Raw genomic sequence first — 16253 nt, forward strand, 5'->3', positions numbered from 1 at the left:
TTTCATCACCTTCCTAATCGAATAACTGATTGAACCGAACTACTTCAATAGTTGATCCATCCTGTAACGATAAATATTCCATCACATACTGATTTTTGTTATTTTTGTAAGTCAATTCCCATACAGGCTGATCACCATCATTCGAAATAACACCCGGTTTAATATCAGATAGTGTGCAATCGTAACACCGGTTGTACCAATCATTCCTGATTTTCTGTTCAGAAATGATTTCGGATTGGTTAATACGAATTATATTTGATGTATTCCCGTTGAATGGGTAAAAAATAATCATATCGCTGTTGTTTTCGGTTTCGCCATAAACTGTGTAATAGGCATTTTCCCCATGAAACCGCTCAATTTTGCTTATGGAGTTTAATTCAGTTTGCTCAATCACTTGTGTTTTAACGTCTTCAAAATTTGCTGTGCGGTTGTCCTCGACAACCTGGTATAAATAAATTCCGAAAGCAAGACAAGCGGCAATTAGAAAAATGACAATACCCAATACCCATTTCAGCCATCCGGGTATCGTCACATGTAAAAAACGTTTCTCCCTCATTTTATCTCATCCTGTTAATGATAAAATCCTGCTTTAAAAATTGTTGTTTAATGATAATGCTGTCTGTTTTATCATATTTTGCTACTTATATTGCCTCTGACAATGCTAACACTATAAGTAACGTTGAAAATAAATTCAGCAAAGCATATTATATAGTATAACAAGCATTGCGGCAAATGTGTTATTTATTTCAACAAAATTTTTCCTGCCCCATACCCTTGAGATACTGGTGCATCAGCAGGTGCATCAGTATTTTTTCATTAAAACCATTCCTGTACTTTTTTCATGAGTGTGTATGTTGAATCATGTGTAATTGGGACAGCTGGGATTGATTCCGTGAAATATTTCCCATATCGCGCTTTCATAACACGTGCATCGCATACGAACACAACACCGCGATCATTTGCAGAACGGATGAGCCTGCCGAATCCCTGTTTGAATCGGATAACAGCATTTGGTAAGGCTAATTCAAAAAAAGGATTTTTGCCTTCATTCTTTAACAGATTTGACTTTGCTTCATATACGGGATGATTCGGCGGCTGAAATGGCAGCCGTACAATCATAAGACATGATAAATCCTCGCCGGGGATATCGACGCCTTCCCAGAAGGAGCTTGTTCCCAACAGAATGGATTGGCTGAATGTTTGGAAATTCTTTTTTAATCTTGATCTGCTACCGCTTGATATTCCTTGAGCGATCAACATAAACAGGCTTGTATCAATCGTCTCCCTCAAGAGATAGTAAGCCTTTCTGAGCATGTCATATGAGGTGAATAAGACAAGCATTCTGCCATCTGTAATTTGTGCCAGCGATATAATGGCATCGCAAACAGCGGCTACGAATTCATCCAATGAACTGTGCCTAATATCGGGGAAGTCATCCGGTATCATCAACTGCACCTGATTTTGATAGGAAAACGGTGAGTTTACTTTTGTCGTCATGACATTTTCCGGTGTCAGCCCGAGTCTTTGCTGAATGAATGAAAATGTATTCCGGATTGACAGTGTCGCACTGGTCAATACAACACTTTCTTTTTGGGTGAAAAAGTCGTTTGCCAATAAAGTCGAAATATCTGTCGGTTCACTATACAGATACACAGCATTTCTGGCACCATATGCCTCCATTTCTATCCATTTCACCTCAGCGTGTTCACTTTTCGTTAAAAACAGCTGTTCCATCCGGTCGATAATTGATTGGAGTGCCTCTGTGTGCATATTCAAGTCTTCCAAATAGTGATTTTCCCGTATTTCATTGGATTCGAGCTCTTGTTTTAATGACGAAAGCAAATGAATCAGATCACGCAGATAAAAGGTTAGCCTGCTTACTATTTCCTTTATGACACCCCATTTTTCAGGATCTTCATTTTCATCGTCAAAACGATACTGTATTCTGCCGGTATCACTCAGGGATTTATCTTTTTGTCTCTGATCAATAACATATTGAAACAGTGTGCGAAATAGATCATCGACTTCATATTTAGTATTCCCGAAAATATTATCCCAGCCCTCACTTGAAAAAACGTTATCATCGCTAAGGGGGGTATTCATAAGCAATTTTCCGAGCCAGTCGTCTTGGTCTGTACTCCCTATCTGAGACAGCGTGTTTTGTACCTGAACGTAATGCAATGTTAAACCGTAATGTTTGGAGGCTGTTTCTTCCAAATGATGTGCTTCATCAATAATTGCTTTGTCATAAGATGGCAGTAACTGATAATTATTAAACATATCCGTACATAACAAGGCATGATTCGTGATCAGAATATCTGCCTGTTGTGCTTTCCTGCGGGCTCGTTGATAATATGACCGCGAAAACCATGGCGATGATGGATCGATAGCACCTTCCTTCTCCGTGGAAATCTGTTTATAGAATATATAACCATTCGATGGAAGTTGAATCTCATCTATATCCCCTGTTTCAGTTTCTGTCAACCAGACGAGCAACATGGCTTTTGTCAATGTGACATCGTAATTTTCTGTCCGTTCAGAAGCCAGTGCACGTTCAAATTTTTCCAGGCTTATATAGTGTTGTTTGCCTTTCAAGAGTGCTACACGAAACGGCAGGGATACAAGTTGGTGGATTAATGGAATTTCATTATCCAGCAATTGTGACTGCAATTGTGTGGTATATGTGCTGATCACGATTTTTTTATTTTGGGTTATCGCTTCATAAACCGCCGGCAGTAAGTAAGCTAATGTTTTCCCTGTGCCGGTTTCTGCTTCAATAAGCGCATGTTTTTTCGTCTTAAAGGCATCGAATACTGTTTCGGACATTTCCCGTTGCCCACTGCGTTTTTCATACTTGGACATATGCTGTTCCATGGCACCGCCGGCCTCATATATTTCATCAAGAAAGCTACCAAAAAAGGAATGAAAGTCCTGTCTTTCCGGTTTGATATCAGTTGTTTTTTTGATAGCCAATCCCCGATATATATCCATATATTCATGTTCATCACTTGAGAAAGCAAGCGCTTGGTACTGTTCGGACAGTATGGTATTCAAATCTGATTTCATGCCCTTTTCCAGCTTAAGCATGTGAGCAATGGTTTCATAAGGAAGTTGCCTGAGTTTTTGCATTAAGGTTAAGAGTAATTTTGCAGTCATATGCGCATCTGCTAATGCACGATGTGGTTCACCATGTGTAATCTGAAAATAATCCGCCAACTGTCCCAATTTAAAACCCGGGGCTTGGGGATAAAGAATACGGGCAAGTTCTACTGTATCCAATGCCGGATTACGCAGTTCTGAAAAACCGCTCGTGTATAGTTCACCATTCAAAAACCCTAAGTCAAACGGTACATTATGTGCCACAAGATAACTATTTTCGAACAAGGCTGTTATTTTGGCTGCTTTGTCCTGAAATAGCGGGGCATTCTGAACCTCTGCATCCGTTATGCCTGTCAAATTAGTTACAAAAGCTGGAATTGGTTTGTTTGGGTTAAAAAATGTGGAAAATTCGTCGACAATGTTATCATTTTCGATTACGACGATTCCAATTTCGATAATTTTATCAGAATTTGCCGGTGAATGTCCTGTTGTTTCGAGGTCGACAACAACAAACCTTTCATTCATAAAGCCACCTTACTCTCAATTAAACGTATTAGAGGTTGTTCAAAAAGTCCGGTAAAAATGACACTTTGAATTTCTTCGTTGGCTTGTTTCTCCGCTGCTCGAAACTGCGCCGCCTCGAACTTCTTGGTCCTTTTTATCCTCCTTTTTGAACACGCACTATTACAATGAAATTTAGAAACGATTAATTTATTTCCGGAACCATTCTATTTCGCCGGAATAAATTTTGCGAAGTTCGTTAATTTCATTCCGGACAAGCAGTGCACCATCTTCAGCAATACCGGTGAAAATCGCATCCAGCGTTTCCCCATTTGTCCGAATCCGGATTGCTTCTCCGATTTTATATCCATATGATTCCCATTTATATTTCACATTGGTAAAGCCATCTTGGATAAACATATCATAAGCTCTCTCAAAATACATTAAGATTTGCTGTATGATTTGTACGATTTTCTGTTCCTCACCTGTTTCCAATTTAAGTGACGTTGCCTTATTGCTGAGTTCGTCGGGGAAGTCATTATATGATTGACTGACGTTTATCCCAAGGCCTACCACGATATATTGGATTCGATCCTGTTCAGCTTGCATTTCAGTCAAAATGCCAGCTGTTTTTTTATCTTGTATTAATAGATCGTTTGGCCATTTAATTTTGGGCTCGGCCGTTGTGTATGTTGCAATAACATCCGCCAGAACGGTGGCCGTCAGCAATGTCAGCTGCGGGGCCGCGGCAGGGGGAATCGACGGGCGCAGTATCATGCTCATCCAGATGCCCTTATTTTTGGTCGAATGCCACTGATGCGTCATCCGTCCTTTCCCTTCAGTCTGTTCATCGGCAATGACAATTGTTCCATGTTCGGCGTTTTCCTGTGCAGCCTGGTGGGCTACTTGCTGTGTCGAATGTGTTGTTATCTTATGAATGATATTTCTTCCCAGCCAATTTGTCTGCAACCCCCAGCGTAATGTGTTGGCACTCACTTTGTCCGGGAACTTGGCAATTCTGTAACCTCTTCGTCGAATGCCCTCAATTTCATATCCGTCCTTTTCCAATTCCTTCATATGTTTCCATATTGCACTGCGGGATATATTCAATTTTTCAGAAAGAAACTGTCCTGAGACATATTGATGATCAGTTGTTTCCAGAAGTTCAATTAGCCGGTAGCGTGTCGATACCATTTTACCCATTCCTTTAACGCATTCTTATCATTGCTGAGATGGCCAGTGACCACCCGCTTTTCTACTTGCTTCAATGTATTAGCTATCCATGGCCCGGGCTGTCGTTGCGGAAAAAGTCGCCTTAGATCTGTTCCGTTAATCGCCAAGTCATGCATGGAATGAATTGGCAGATGATGAGCCATATTATGAACCGTTTGCTCAGATAAGTGGTCATCAAACAGCATATTCACCAATAAGGTGAAATCACTGTGACCGGTTGTATGCAGTTTATATATGAGCCATGGACTCAATCCGCTGCATTGATAATGGTACAGTGCCTCATTAAAAGATTCTGCTTCATTTTTGATTTTATTAGAACATTTCCATTGTTTCACCCATGTATCAATGGATATGGCTGGTACAGCAACATGCAGCATAGCAATAACCGCGCCAAAAGATTGCAATGGTTTGAGATGAGCCGGCAGTCGGTTGATGATAGCCGGATTATCTTTAAAAACAGGCAAATGCTTCTCTAAGTGCAGCCATTTGAAAAAATCCATGCCAGTTTTAATGTATGGTCCTGCAAAGAATTTCGCTGTTTCCTGTAAGATGCGTTCCACTGCTATTGCATTCAATTCACTTATAACGAATTGCATTGCCTTTAATGTGTGCTCCTCCAGCGAGAATCCCAGCTGGCTTGAAAAACGGAGGGCACGCATGATGCGCAGAGGATCCTCGGCAAAGCGGTCATAGCCGTTTCCAACTGTACGTATAATCCTTTTTTGAATGTCCTTCTCCCCATCAAACAAATCGATTAAGCAACCTGTTTTGTCCATTGCCAAAGCATTGATTGTAAAATCACGGCGCTTTAAGTCCTGATCAATCGTTTTAACGAAATGAACTGAGTCAGGATGCCGCTGATCGGAGTAGTCAGCGTCCACCCGAAATGTTGTTACTTCATATGATTGATGGTCGTACCGAACGATGACCGTCCCGTGACTCAGGCCTACCGGAATGACCTTATTGAACATTTCCTGAATGACCTCCGGACGCGCGGATGTGGCAATATCGATATCTTCTATATGCCGGTGCAGCAAGAGATCGCGAATACATCCGCCCACAAAATAGGCGTCGTAACCATATGATTCGATTCGTTTTAAAACCCCGATTGCTTGTCTGAACTGTTTGGTAAATCGCACCGACATCACCATCTTTAATATGAATTCGTCATCAGTTGGTCATATAAATCGATATATTGCTGCACAATGTCCTGTGAATAGAAAACATTTCTTGCATGTTTTAAAGCATTAACGGAAAATTGTTTTAGCAGTGAGTCATTTTGCAACAAATCAATAGCATATGCTGAGGCTTGGTCAATATCCCCCAGTTCGACGATAAACCCCGTTTCATTGTGTTCAATTACTTCAGGGATACCACCAATATTTGTACCAATACAAGGTACCTCGCATGACATAGCTTCTAACAGGACAAGGCCGAAACTTTCCTTTTCAGACATGAGCAATTTTAAGTCCGAGATCGATAATAAATCACCGACATTTTTTTGTTTGCCTAAAAACAATACATTTTCAGCTAACCCCATTTTTTCAACAAGTTGATGCATTTCGGAATACTCTGGACCATCCCCAACTAAAAGCAGTTTTGCATTCATTTTTTCCTGAATTTGCCGGAAAGTAGCAATTACATCCTGCACCCGTTTTACTTTGCGGAAATTCGAAATATGGATAATCACTTTATCGTTCGGATTGATACCGTACTGTTCCCGGATGGATGTGTCATTATTTTTTATATAATCCGCTTCATTTACAAAATTATATATAACCTGAATGTCCTTACTGGCACCAACGACTTCATGGGTCTGTTTAACCAGGCTGTTGGATACTGCCGTAACAGCATCAGATTGTTCGATACCATGGCGGATCATTTTTTTTAATGAATGGTCAATTCCCAGAACTGTGATATCAGTCCCATGTAAGGTTGTAACAATTTTCACATCACGTTTCGCGATGTCTTTAGCCAGTATAGCACAGATAGCATGCGGCATGGCATAATGGACATGAAGAATATCGAGCTGTTCTTGATCAATGACTTCTGCCATCTTGTTAGCAAGTGCCAGGTCAAATGGCGGATATTGAAAAACAGGATAATGATTAAGCTCAACCTCGTGATAATAAATGTTAGGGTGAACCTGGTTTAGCCTAAATGGAAGACTCGAGGTTATAAAGTGAATTTCATGTCCCTGTTCAGCCATCAGTATGCCAAGCTCTGTGGCGATTACTCCCGAACCTCCGACTGTTGGATAGCACGTTATACCGATTTTTTTCATGTTCTCTTACCTTCTTGCTGATTTTGTTTTATAATTTGCCGCCACTCAAAATCACCTCTGGATAGTGCCTGAATCATTATTTCAGCAGCTGCGGGGTTGGTTGCCAACGGAATCAAATGTACATCGCTCAACCGCATTAAAGCACTGACATCTGGTTCATGTGGTTGTGCAGTCAACGGATCCCTGAAAAAGATAATGGCATCCATTTCATTGTTGGCTATTTTGGCACCGATTTGTTGATCACCACCGAGTGGACCGGACTGAAAGCGGTGAACCGTTAGCCCGGCTCCATCCGCAATTTTTTTGCCGGTAGTCCCTGTTGCAAACAGCTGGTGATTTTTCAGGACATGTTTGTATGCAACCGTAAAGTTTATGATATCCTGCTTTTTTTTATCGTGCGCTATCAATGCGATATTCATCAATATCTCCGCCTATTCAAGAATATTTTCCAGTCCATAGATGAGTTTATCTGATTCCATCACTTTATTGACAGATAGTTTAACACCTTCCATAAACGATGCACGATTGTATGAGTCATGCTTAACTGTCAATGTTTGGCCAGGACCCCCAAACAGTACTTCCTGATGCGCTATTAAACCTGGCAACCGTAAGCTGTGAATATGAATGCCATCTGTTTCAGCTCCACGTGCACCGTTAAGAGTCTCTTTCTCATCGGGATGGCCCTGCTGTTTGGATTGGCGCGTTTCCTGTATCATATTTGCAGTTTTGACTGCCGTACCGGAAGGCGCATCCAGTTTTTGATCATGATGTTTCTCAATGATTTCCACATCCGGTAAATATTTGGCGGCCGTTTTGGCGAATTGCATCATCAGAACGGCTCCTATTGCAAAATTAGGAGCTATAAGGCAGCCGGTACCATGGGTGGTCGATAAATCTGCCAATGCCTCAATTTGTTCTTGGGTGAAGCCTGAAGTTCCCACTACCGGGCGTATGTCATATAAAAGAGAAAGCTTAGTATGTTCAAATCCAACATCCGGAGTTGTTAAATCGATAAACACATCGGCATCCGTTTCCTGAAAACATTGTTCCGGATCCTCATATATTGGAATATCTAATGCAGGAAGTGATTCAATATCTTTTAATGCTTTACCTCCATTTTTACGGTCGATACAAGCAACAAGGTCAAATGTGTCTTCATTATTTACCATTCGAACAGCTTCTGACCCCATCTTCCCGCGTGGTCCGGCTATTATGATCTTAATTTGCATTGTTTGGGCCTCCTATTGTCATGATTATTTTTACATCTCTTTTATTTGTGTGTCCAACGATCGCTGTCCCGGGTTTCGATTTTACTGATTGAACGCGCAAAAGCTTCGGATAAATTAATATCCAGCGCGTTAGCAAAACACGTTAAAACAAACATGACATCGCCAAGCTCTTCTTCTACGGTTTTTTCTTTCTCTGTGCTTTTCTTAGGTTTTTCGCCGTAGTAATGATTGATTTCACGAGCGAGTTCACCCGTTTCCTCACTAAGTCTGGCCATCAGACTTAGGGGTGAGAAATATCCTTCTTTAAACTGTGAAATATAGGCGTCCACTCTTTTTTGGATTTCTTCAGTCGTGTATTGCGGATGATCAGTTGTCATATAATCCCTCTCTGTATAAATTTAATCTCTTTTTATGTTAGCTAAAAGGGATTATTTTGACAAATCATTGGACTTTTGACTTTGCAGATTAATTGTCTATAATGGAAAAAGCATCTATTCGGATCGATTGGGAGGTCAATTGATGATATTTGGTTTAAAACTTAAAAATATTGTATTTATTTTATTTGGTTCCGCTATTTTTTCATTTGGGATTGTCCATTTTAATATGCAAAATAATCTTGGTGAAGGTGGCTTTACCGGTATAACCTTACTTTTGTATTTTTTATGGGAATGGGATCCGGCCGTCTCCAACATTGTACTTAATGTTCCTGTCTTTTTCATCGGGTGGAAATTTCTCGGGCGCAATACATTCATTTACACAATCATTGGGACGCTGGCTGTATCATTGTTTCTGGCTATATTTCAAATTAATCCGATAGCAATTGATCTGCAATCGGATATGACGCTAGCTTCCCTTTTTGCTGGTGTATTTATCGGTATAGGTTTGGGTATTATTTTTCGTTATGGCGGCACAACCGGCGGTGTTGATATTATTGCAAGGATTGTCAATAAGTACGTCGGCTGGAGTATGGGCAGAACGATGTTTCTATTTGACTTTTTTGTTATCGCAACATCCATAGCTGCTTATCTTGACATGGTGCAAGGCATGTATACACTCTTAGCCGTTTATATTGGAGCAAGAGTGATTGATTTCATCCAAGAAGGTGCCTATACAGCGCGCGGTGCAACAATCATCTCTGGTCAAAGTGAATATATTGCGGGTGCCATCAATAAAGAAATGGACCGAGGTGTAACGGTATTGGACGGCCGAGGGAGTTTTACCGGTGAAAAGCGGGATGTGCTTTACTGTATTGTAGGCAGAAATGAAATTGTCCGGCTGAAGAATATTGTAAATGAGATTGACCCTCATGCATTTGTCGCCATGACCTCGGTACACGATGTTGTAGGTGAAGGGTTCACATTGGATGAAAATAAAAATCCGATAGAGTAATGTTTATTCAAATATTAAAGGGATGACTAACCACAGTCACCCCTTCAATATATTGTTTATTCACCGGCAGCGTAAATTAAAATAAACCGGATTAGCTCGGCGACGGCGACCAATGCGGCAGCAACGTATGTCAATGCGGCAGCATTCAAAACCTTTTTCGTTTCGCGTTCTTCGTTATTGCGGATAACCCCCGTTGACACAAGCTGAGCCATCGCCCTGTTGGAGGCATCAAATTCAACCGGCAACGTGACTAACTGGAATAGTACAGCCGCTGAGAAGAATATGATTCCAAGCAATAATAAACCTTGGCTAAAAATGACACCTGCGATTATCAGGAAAATCGCCATATTCGATCCTTTTGCCGCTGCGGGAGCCAGTGAAGATCTGAAACGTAAAAATGCGTAGTCCTGTGCATCCTGTATGGCATGCCCTACTTCGTGTGCTGCAATGGCAGATGACGACATCGATTGTCCATGGAAGTTATCTGAAGATAGATTGACCGTCTTCTTTTTTGGATGATAATGGTCTGACAAGAAACCTTTCGTTTCACGAACCTCTACGTCATAAATCCCATTATCGTTAAGGATTTTCCGCGCCACTTCAGCACCGGTCATACCGGATGATGTTGCTTTTTTGGAATATTTTTTATACGTGTTTTTTACTTTGGATTGTGCCCATAGAGGGATAATCATCAAAAGCGCAATATAAATGATATATCCGCCAAGACCACCAAGCATGTTCATTCCTCCATCGTTATTTTGTGTATTTTTTAAACTATACTTTATAAGGTCAATTTTAGTCAAAAATTAGCTGATAGTCAATTATTTGGATCATCATCTGTTTGTTTTTTCTTTTCGCCCTTGTATTTTCTCCAGCTGACGTAAGATAATGTAATGGCGATGGATCCGCCAACAATTCCCACTACCCAGTAAAAAGGGGTCATGGTCATGCCGGAAGTATTATTTGCTGTAAATATCAAGGGGTGCTGCGCTGAGGCAATGGCCGGTATTGACAGAAGTGTGTAAATGTATATTCCAATCATGAAAAACAGCAAACACTTCTTGTATTTCATGGAGGTCACCTCGCATAACTTCTTCACAATTAATGTATGTGTGGCTGTTCCATGATATAACTGGTTACGAAAGCGAATTTTTCGGCCTAATGGTCAGGGCGTATGCTATCCCTATCGATAGAATACTCAGCCAAAATGTAAAATAACCAATTTCCTTCATATATTCTATCAACGATGCGTATATAGGCATTTGATCAAACACATAATCAATGACATCATTATGCAATGTCCATATGGCTGCAAACATGATATGTCTGAGTTTAATCGTATAAAAAGGAGCGTACAATAACCCTTGAACGGCCATGGCCCCATGTGAAAACATAAGCATATAGCCGGCAAAACCCAGTGATCCTTCTATCACTAATGTGAGCAGATTCATGACAACGGCCCAGACACCATATTTAAATAATGTGATTAATGCAAGTGCCTCAACGTAGGGTAGGTTTTTTTTAAACAAAAAAAATAACAAAACAATCGTAAAAAATAAACTTGCAGTGGGACTGTCGGGAACAAACAATAAGAATATATCGGGTGTTTCGGATAACTGATATCGGTACCAGTAATAACCATAAGCAGTGCCGAATAAGTTAATGATAAACAGAAGGAACAAGAACCGTTTATCAAGAAGTATGTACTTAATCATTACAAAACCCCTTCACCATATTAAAAACACCCTCGCCAATTCTGTTTGGCAAAGGTGTTTTTTAAATCAGATTATTGATCTTCGTTCACCGAAACAATAAATTCAGCAAGTTTATCTAATTCTTTGTCAGAACCTGAAAATTGATCCGGTGGCATCGAACCGATACCGTTTTTGGCAATATCTTTAATTTCTTTTTTAGAACGGTCAATGCCAGTAAGCGGAGGAGCCGCGGCCCCTCCCTGAAGGTCTTCACCGTGACAGCTCATACAGTTATTTTCAAATACTTTATAACCTTCTGAGTCTTTATCGATATCAGCCTGTTCGGATGGTGGTACCGGTTTATTAGCTTCAGCACGCTGCTCCCAATTCACTCCTGAAGCGGATTGATAGGTCAGCCAAATGACTGATGTCAGTGCCAGAAGCATCATGCCCACTGAAACCGGGCGCTGGTGCGGCCGTCTGCCTGGTCCCTTATCCAGGAAGGGAGCCAGCAGCAATCCACCGAAAGCCAGTCCGGGGATAATAATGATACCAAATAAGATGTATGGTCCACTTGCAAAGTTGTACTTTAACAATTCATATAAGAATAAGAAGTACCAGTCCGGCAAAGGTATATATCCTGAATTAGTCGGATCTGCCATACCTTCGAGCGGGGCCGGGTGTGCTAATGTCAGCGTTAAAAAACCTACTAAAAACACAGACCCTGCCAGCCACTCTTTTAACAGGAAATTGGGCCAAAATGCTTCTGTCCTGCCGGGATATTCTGAGTAATCTTTTGGTATATTCGGTTTTTGTTCCGCGGAGATTCGGGAATCCCCGACGAACTTCATTCCCTTACCCTTATGCACAGCTTAACCTCCTCTATTTATAGTGGTCCGGATATTCCCTGTCTGCGGATCAATATAAAGTGTACGCCCAATAATGCGAACAGAACAGCAGGAAGGAAGAAAACATGGATTGCAAAGAACCTTGCCAAAGTCTGTGCGCCGACAATTTCTTCATCACCCGCCAGTAATGTTTTTATATCTTCGCCAATAATTGGAACATCCTCTGCTATATTCAACCCAACTTCTGTGGCAAAGTATGCTTTATTGTCCCACGGCAGCAGATAGCCTGTGAAACCCAAGCCTAAAATGGAGAAGAATAAAAGTACGCCGACTATCCAGTTAAGTTCACGCGGTTTTTTATAAGCGCCCTGAAAAAACACGCGCAATGTATGTAGTAATAACATCACAATCACAACACTGGCTCCCCAGTGATGCATACCGCGTACAATTTGACCATGTGCGACTTCAGTCTGCAGGTAATAAACTGATCGCCATGCATTTTCAATATCCGGAACATAATACATGGTCAAAAACATACCGGACAGTATTTGAATAACCACTACGAAAAATGTCAATCCACCGAAACAATATACAAATGCGGAGAAATGATGGGCCGGATTAACATGTTCAGGAACTTCGTGGTCTGCAATATCACGCCAAATTGGTGTAATATCGGCACGCTCGTCTATCCAGTCATATATCTTTTGCAGCATTAACCCTTACAACTCCTCTCTCAGTTGTGCTTTACCAAGGTACAGCATTCCGTTTTCAACTTTGTGTTCATAAATATCGAGTCCTGCAGTTGGCGGCGTACCCGGGACATTCTCGCCATCTTTATAATAGCGTCCGTCATGACATGGGCAGTAAAATTGATTTGGATAATCATCACTGCCTTCCCATGAAACAACACAGCCAAGGTGCTTACAAATTGGGGAAAGTGCCACTATTTCACCATTGTCATCTTTATAAACCCATGCCGTTTTGCTGACTTTGGATTCATACCAGCCGTCAATTTGTTCGACTTCCCAGTCCACACGCTGGGGCTCATTTGTAAGATCTTCTTCAGCCAGCTGAACGTTGGTGAAATCACCTTGTGACTCTTCTTTCTGAAGGACGGGATCAATTGCCATCCTCAATGGCGAAATTAATAAACCGGCTGCCATAAAACCTCCTGCACCTGTAAGCGTATAGTTCAAAAATTGTCGACGCGATACTGGTTGTTTGTCTTTGCTCATGATTTTCCCCCCCTCTATACATTTTTCACGGACAAGTTTATTAAATCAGATTACTAGGACAATACCATGATAGCGCAATCTGTTGAACGGGTCAATATAAATCCATTTGCTCTTTCACTGGAAGGACATCAAACGATTTCATTTTGTGATGAATCCGACAAATATATTCCCCACCATCTATAACTTTGTTATTTGTCATCTTGCCAATACGAACGTATCAGCTCACCCACTTGCTGAACCTGACTGTGAACAACCGATTGTTTTTCCCTGGCCTGCATTGATTCTGTTACGATATGCGGATTCCAGATTAAAGTCCCTTGCATGGCTTGATCAAATTTCTTCCAACCGGAATCAGCTGTTATGAAAAAGAAGTGATCAAATGGCTGAGACCTTATATTTTCAACCCATGAATTGATTCGAACAACCTCAGTTTTTTTATCGGCTGATTTCAAATAATTGTAGTCCGGGCACAGCATAACCCTGCCGGTTATTTCCTTTTCAAGTTCGCGGATAAAGACTGATAAAACCTCACGCTGGAACGCGTCCTTTTCGAGGCTTGAGTCAGTTAAAAAATGAAAGGGTATTAAAGGCAAAATAATGGTATCAATATACTCTTTTGCTTGGACATATTGCTGTAAATCCTGTTTTGTCCATTTCATAGTGTGCTATCTTTCCTCCTGTCTATTCCCAAAAAAGAAAAATATTATATAATTTATATGTTATCCCAATGAAACAAAAAAAATCAACCTGTTAATCAGGTCAATAAGGCTAATTTCATTTCTTTTGTTCCAATGTATACAGTTGTTCGGACAATTCGGTAAATGCTTTACGGTCTCGTTCATCTAAGGCATTGTCGATTTTTTCCCGGAGAGATCGGCGCCTATAATTATAAATTGTCTTATCCAATAATTGTTTTGCCATGTTCTGATCTGCTTCAGTTATGAAGTATTCATCCGGAATGAACGGGTTTTCAACGAGCACCGCTGCATAAAATACATTTTGGTAGGATTTGTTAAAATTCAACTGAATATATAGGGATTCATACTGGTTCATACGAATATCATGAAAGGTTTTTTCGGCATCGGTGGTCACTAAATGTTCTTTATAAAAGCGAAACGGTACTTCATCGGTACAGGTACTGGTCATGATTAAGCCACGCGGACAAAATTTAGCTTGGCGGACAAAATGAACATTTGACAGCAATTTATGATGGTTGACAATGTAGTTGAGGATCCACACACTTTCCCGTTTTTTTAACTGGTAATTGTTTAAGAACCATTGAATAAAACTTTTCTTGTCCTTTACGGATACGGGAGTTTGCATTGATGTAACGAGCCTCCTTTTAATATAACGTGCATGTAATCTATATATCTTCGGGATGTTTTAATCGTTGCACAAATGCCTCAATTTCAGGGTCCATGGGCTGCAGATCTAAGTATGCTTTAAAGATTTGGATCGCGTTATCGATCCTCCCTTCCTCTGTCAGGAAATAGCCGTATTCTTTCAGGAAATCACTATCCTGTTTGAGGCTATTATATGCTTCCTGGTAATGTTTTAATGCATTGTTGTACGACTCCAGTTCATTATACGCGCGGGCAAGTTCCCATTCATAAAGCGGATCATTGGCGCCCATTTTTTTAATATCATTAATCAGATCAATAATATTATCTTCTTTTTCCCGTTGTTTAAACAATTCAATTAAAAATAGAACGGCCTCCTTATAGTCCGGATCAAGAGTGACCGCTTCACGAACCCATTTTTCACTTTCTTCTTCCTGATTTAATTGGTGTGCCATTGAACCTGCGAAAAAAAACAATTCTTTATTAAATTCATCAATTTGGATTCCTTGTTTGGCAGTTTCATATGCCTCGTTGATCATTTCTTCGGCTTCGTAAGCTTTTGCCAGTTGATAATATGCGGTGTGATAATACATATCCTGTTCAATCACATGTTTCCACGCCTGTATCGCAATATCGCGGCGACCTGCATGTAAGGCTGTAAAACCGTATTTGAATAACGTGTCCGGATCTTCACTGTCAATACTTTGATAGGTCTCAAGGGCAATTTCATACTCTCCGGATGCCGCATATGCTTCTGCCAGCCGGTCGTTTATTGAGACATTAGCGATTTCTTTTTCAATAGGTAGTATTTTTTCATAATACGTTATCGCCTGCCGGTAATCCCCGTTTGAAAAGAGCAATTCTCCCAGTGCAAAGTCAATAATCGCCTCATTCGGTTCAAAATTCTTAGCTGTTAGTAATTTTTGTTCGGCTACTTCAAATAATCCCTGAGCTTGATATAAATCCGCCAATTGCATGAGTGTTTGGACATAAGCCGGGTCATCTTCCTCAATTTCATTAAGTAGGTTTATAGCTTCTCCATCGTTGTCCTGTTCAATATAAACGTCTGCCAGCATTATTTTTATTTCACTTTCTTTCGGGAAACGATTTGATAATTCCTCTAAAATATCAATTGCTTCTGTTAAAAAGCCCCACTGAACATATAATTCAGCTATAGTGAATTTATCTTCATCATCAGCTTTAGGCAGATAATCTTCAAGGAGTGCAATGGCTTTGTTTGTCTCCTTTGCCTCCATGAGATGAACGGCTTCCATAATTGTGCTGTCCATTAAGAACATCCTTTCGCTTCTGCGTACATATCTACTGATTATTTCATCATATCGAAAACAATTTATTTATTCAAGAATGAAAACTAAAAGATGCTTCTGTAAAAAGGAACCT

Annotated in this window: 18 protein-coding genes; 1 reads left to right on the plus strand and 17 read right to left on the minus strand. The window is 40.5% G+C overall.

Translation table 11 applies throughout. The annotated features are described in order from the left end of the window. Nucleotides 1-13: 13 nt before the first annotated feature. From IEW67_RS02520 to IEW67_RS02555, 8 genes are all read right to left on the minus strand, one after another. Nucleotides 14-556: a cell wall elongation regulator TseB-like domain-containing protein gene (locus tag IEW67_RS02520; RefSeq protein ID WP_188631480.1), complete on the minus strand. Its 543-nt coding sequence runs from the start codon at nt 554-556 to the stop codon at nt 14-16. 260 nt (nt 557-816) lie between these two features. Continuing rightward, nucleotides 817-3624 (minus strand): ATP-dependent DNA helicase DinG, encoded by a 2808-nt coding sequence (gene dinG / locus IEW67_RS02525; protein WP_188631481.1) that lies wholly within the window; start codon nt 3622-3624, stop codon nt 817-819. A gap of 186 nt (nt 3625-3810) precedes the next feature. After that, complete coding sequence (locus tag IEW67_RS02530; protein ID WP_188631482.1) at nt 3811-4794, minus strand: biotin--[acetyl-CoA-carboxylase] ligase; 984 nt, start codon at nt 4792-4794, stop codon at nt 3811-3813. Then, the gene (locus tag IEW67_RS02535; RefSeq protein ID WP_188631483.1) at nt 4770-5972 is read right to left on the minus strand and encodes a CCA tRNA nucleotidyltransferase; all 1203 of its coding nucleotides are present in this window, start codon (nt 5970-5972) and stop codon (nt 4770-4772) included. The genes IEW67_RS02530 and IEW67_RS02535 overlap by 25 nt, the downstream gene beginning before the upstream one ends. A gap of 14 nt (nt 5973-5986) precedes the next feature. After that, entirely contained in the window at nt 5987-7117 is a 1131-nt protein-coding gene (gene bshA, locus IEW67_RS02540) for an N-acetyl-alpha-D-glucosaminyl L-malate synthase BshA (protein ID WP_188631484.1), read from the minus strand. Beyond that, a complete protein-coding gene (gene mgsA, locus IEW67_RS02545; RefSeq protein WP_188631485.1) occupies nt 7114-7536 on the minus strand; it encodes a methylglyoxal synthase in 423 nt (140 codons plus the stop codon). Before mgsA ends, bshA begins: the two co-directional genes overlap by 4 nt. Before the next feature lie 12 nt (nt 7537-7548). Further along, complete coding sequence (dapB, locus tag IEW67_RS02550) at nt 7549-8346, minus strand: 4-hydroxy-tetrahydrodipicolinate reductase (RefSeq protein WP_188631486.1); 798 nt, start codon at nt 8344-8346, stop codon at nt 7549-7551. 41 nt (nt 8347-8387) lie between these two features. Then, complete coding sequence (locus tag IEW67_RS02555; protein WP_188631487.1) at nt 8388-8723, minus strand: nucleotide pyrophosphohydrolase; 336 nt, start codon at nt 8721-8723, stop codon at nt 8388-8390. Nucleotides 8724-8865: 142 nt separating this feature from the next. On the opposite strand from IEW67_RS02555, the gene IEW67_RS02560 reads away from it, so the two are divergent. Further along, a complete protein-coding gene (locus IEW67_RS02560) occupies nt 8866-9735 on the plus strand; it encodes a YitT family protein (protein WP_188631488.1) in 870 nt (289 codons plus the stop codon). Nucleotides 9736-9791: 56 nt separating this feature from the next. On the opposite strand, the gene IEW67_RS02565 is transcribed toward IEW67_RS02560, so the two are convergent. The 9 genes from IEW67_RS02565 to IEW67_RS02605 all read right to left on the minus strand — a co-directional run bounded on the left by IEW67_RS02565 (nt 9792) and on the right by IEW67_RS02605 (nt 16141). Beyond that, nucleotides 9792-10472 carry a zinc metallopeptidase gene (locus IEW67_RS02565; protein WP_188631489.1) on the minus strand — a complete coding sequence of 227 codons (681 nt, stop codon included), beginning with the start codon at nt 10470-10472 and terminating at the stop codon, nt 9792-9794. An 80-nt stretch (nt 10473-10552) separates the two neighbouring features. Continuing rightward, on the minus strand, nt 10553-10807 hold the full coding sequence (locus IEW67_RS02570) for a sporulation protein YpjB (protein WP_188631490.1): 255 nt from the start codon (nt 10805-10807) through the stop codon (nt 10553-10555). 64 nt (nt 10808-10871) lie between these two features. After that, nucleotides 10872-11450 carry a lipoprotein heptaprenylglyceryl N-acetyltransferase LhaT gene (gene lhaT / locus IEW67_RS02575; RefSeq protein ID WP_188631491.1) on the minus strand — a complete coding sequence of 193 codons (579 nt, stop codon included), beginning with the start codon at nt 11448-11450 and terminating at the stop codon, nt 10872-10874. Nucleotides 11451-11521: 71 nt separating this feature from the next. After that, on the minus strand, nt 11522-12298 hold the full coding sequence (locus IEW67_RS02580; protein ID WP_188631492.1) for a menaquinol-cytochrome c reductase cytochrome b/c subunit: 777 nt from the start codon (nt 12296-12298) through the stop codon (nt 11522-11524). A 17-nt stretch (nt 12299-12315) separates the two neighbouring features. Next, complete coding sequence (qcrB, locus tag IEW67_RS02585) at nt 12316-12990, minus strand: menaquinol-cytochrome c reductase cytochrome b subunit (RefSeq protein WP_188631493.1); 675 nt, start codon at nt 12988-12990, stop codon at nt 12316-12318. A 6-nt stretch (nt 12991-12996) separates the two neighbouring features. Continuing rightward, on the minus strand, nt 12997-13512 hold the full coding sequence (locus tag IEW67_RS02590; protein ID WP_188631494.1) for a QcrA and Rieske domain-containing protein: 516 nt from the start codon (nt 13510-13512) through the stop codon (nt 12997-12999). Between the two features lie 188 nt (nt 13513-13700). Then, nucleotides 13701-14171 (minus strand): DUF2487 family protein, encoded by a 471-nt coding sequence (locus IEW67_RS02595; protein WP_188631495.1) that lies wholly within the window; start codon nt 14169-14171, stop codon nt 13701-13703. Between the two features lie 115 nt (nt 14172-14286). Further along, entirely contained in the window at nt 14287-14835 is a 549-nt protein-coding gene (locus tag IEW67_RS02600) for a ReoY family proteolytic degradation factor (RefSeq protein ID WP_188631496.1), read from the minus strand. A 40-nt stretch (nt 14836-14875) separates the two neighbouring features. After that, nucleotides 14876-16141 carry a tetratricopeptide repeat protein gene (locus tag IEW67_RS02605; protein WP_188631497.1) on the minus strand — a complete coding sequence of 422 codons (1266 nt, stop codon included), beginning with the start codon at nt 16139-16141 and terminating at the stop codon, nt 14876-14878. Between the last annotated feature and the right edge of the window lie 112 nt (nt 16142-16253).

Source organism: Lentibacillus kapialis (genome assembly GCF_014646635.1).
Lineage (GTDB): Bacteria > Bacillota > Bacilli > Bacillales > Amphibacillaceae > Lentibacillus > Lentibacillus kapialis.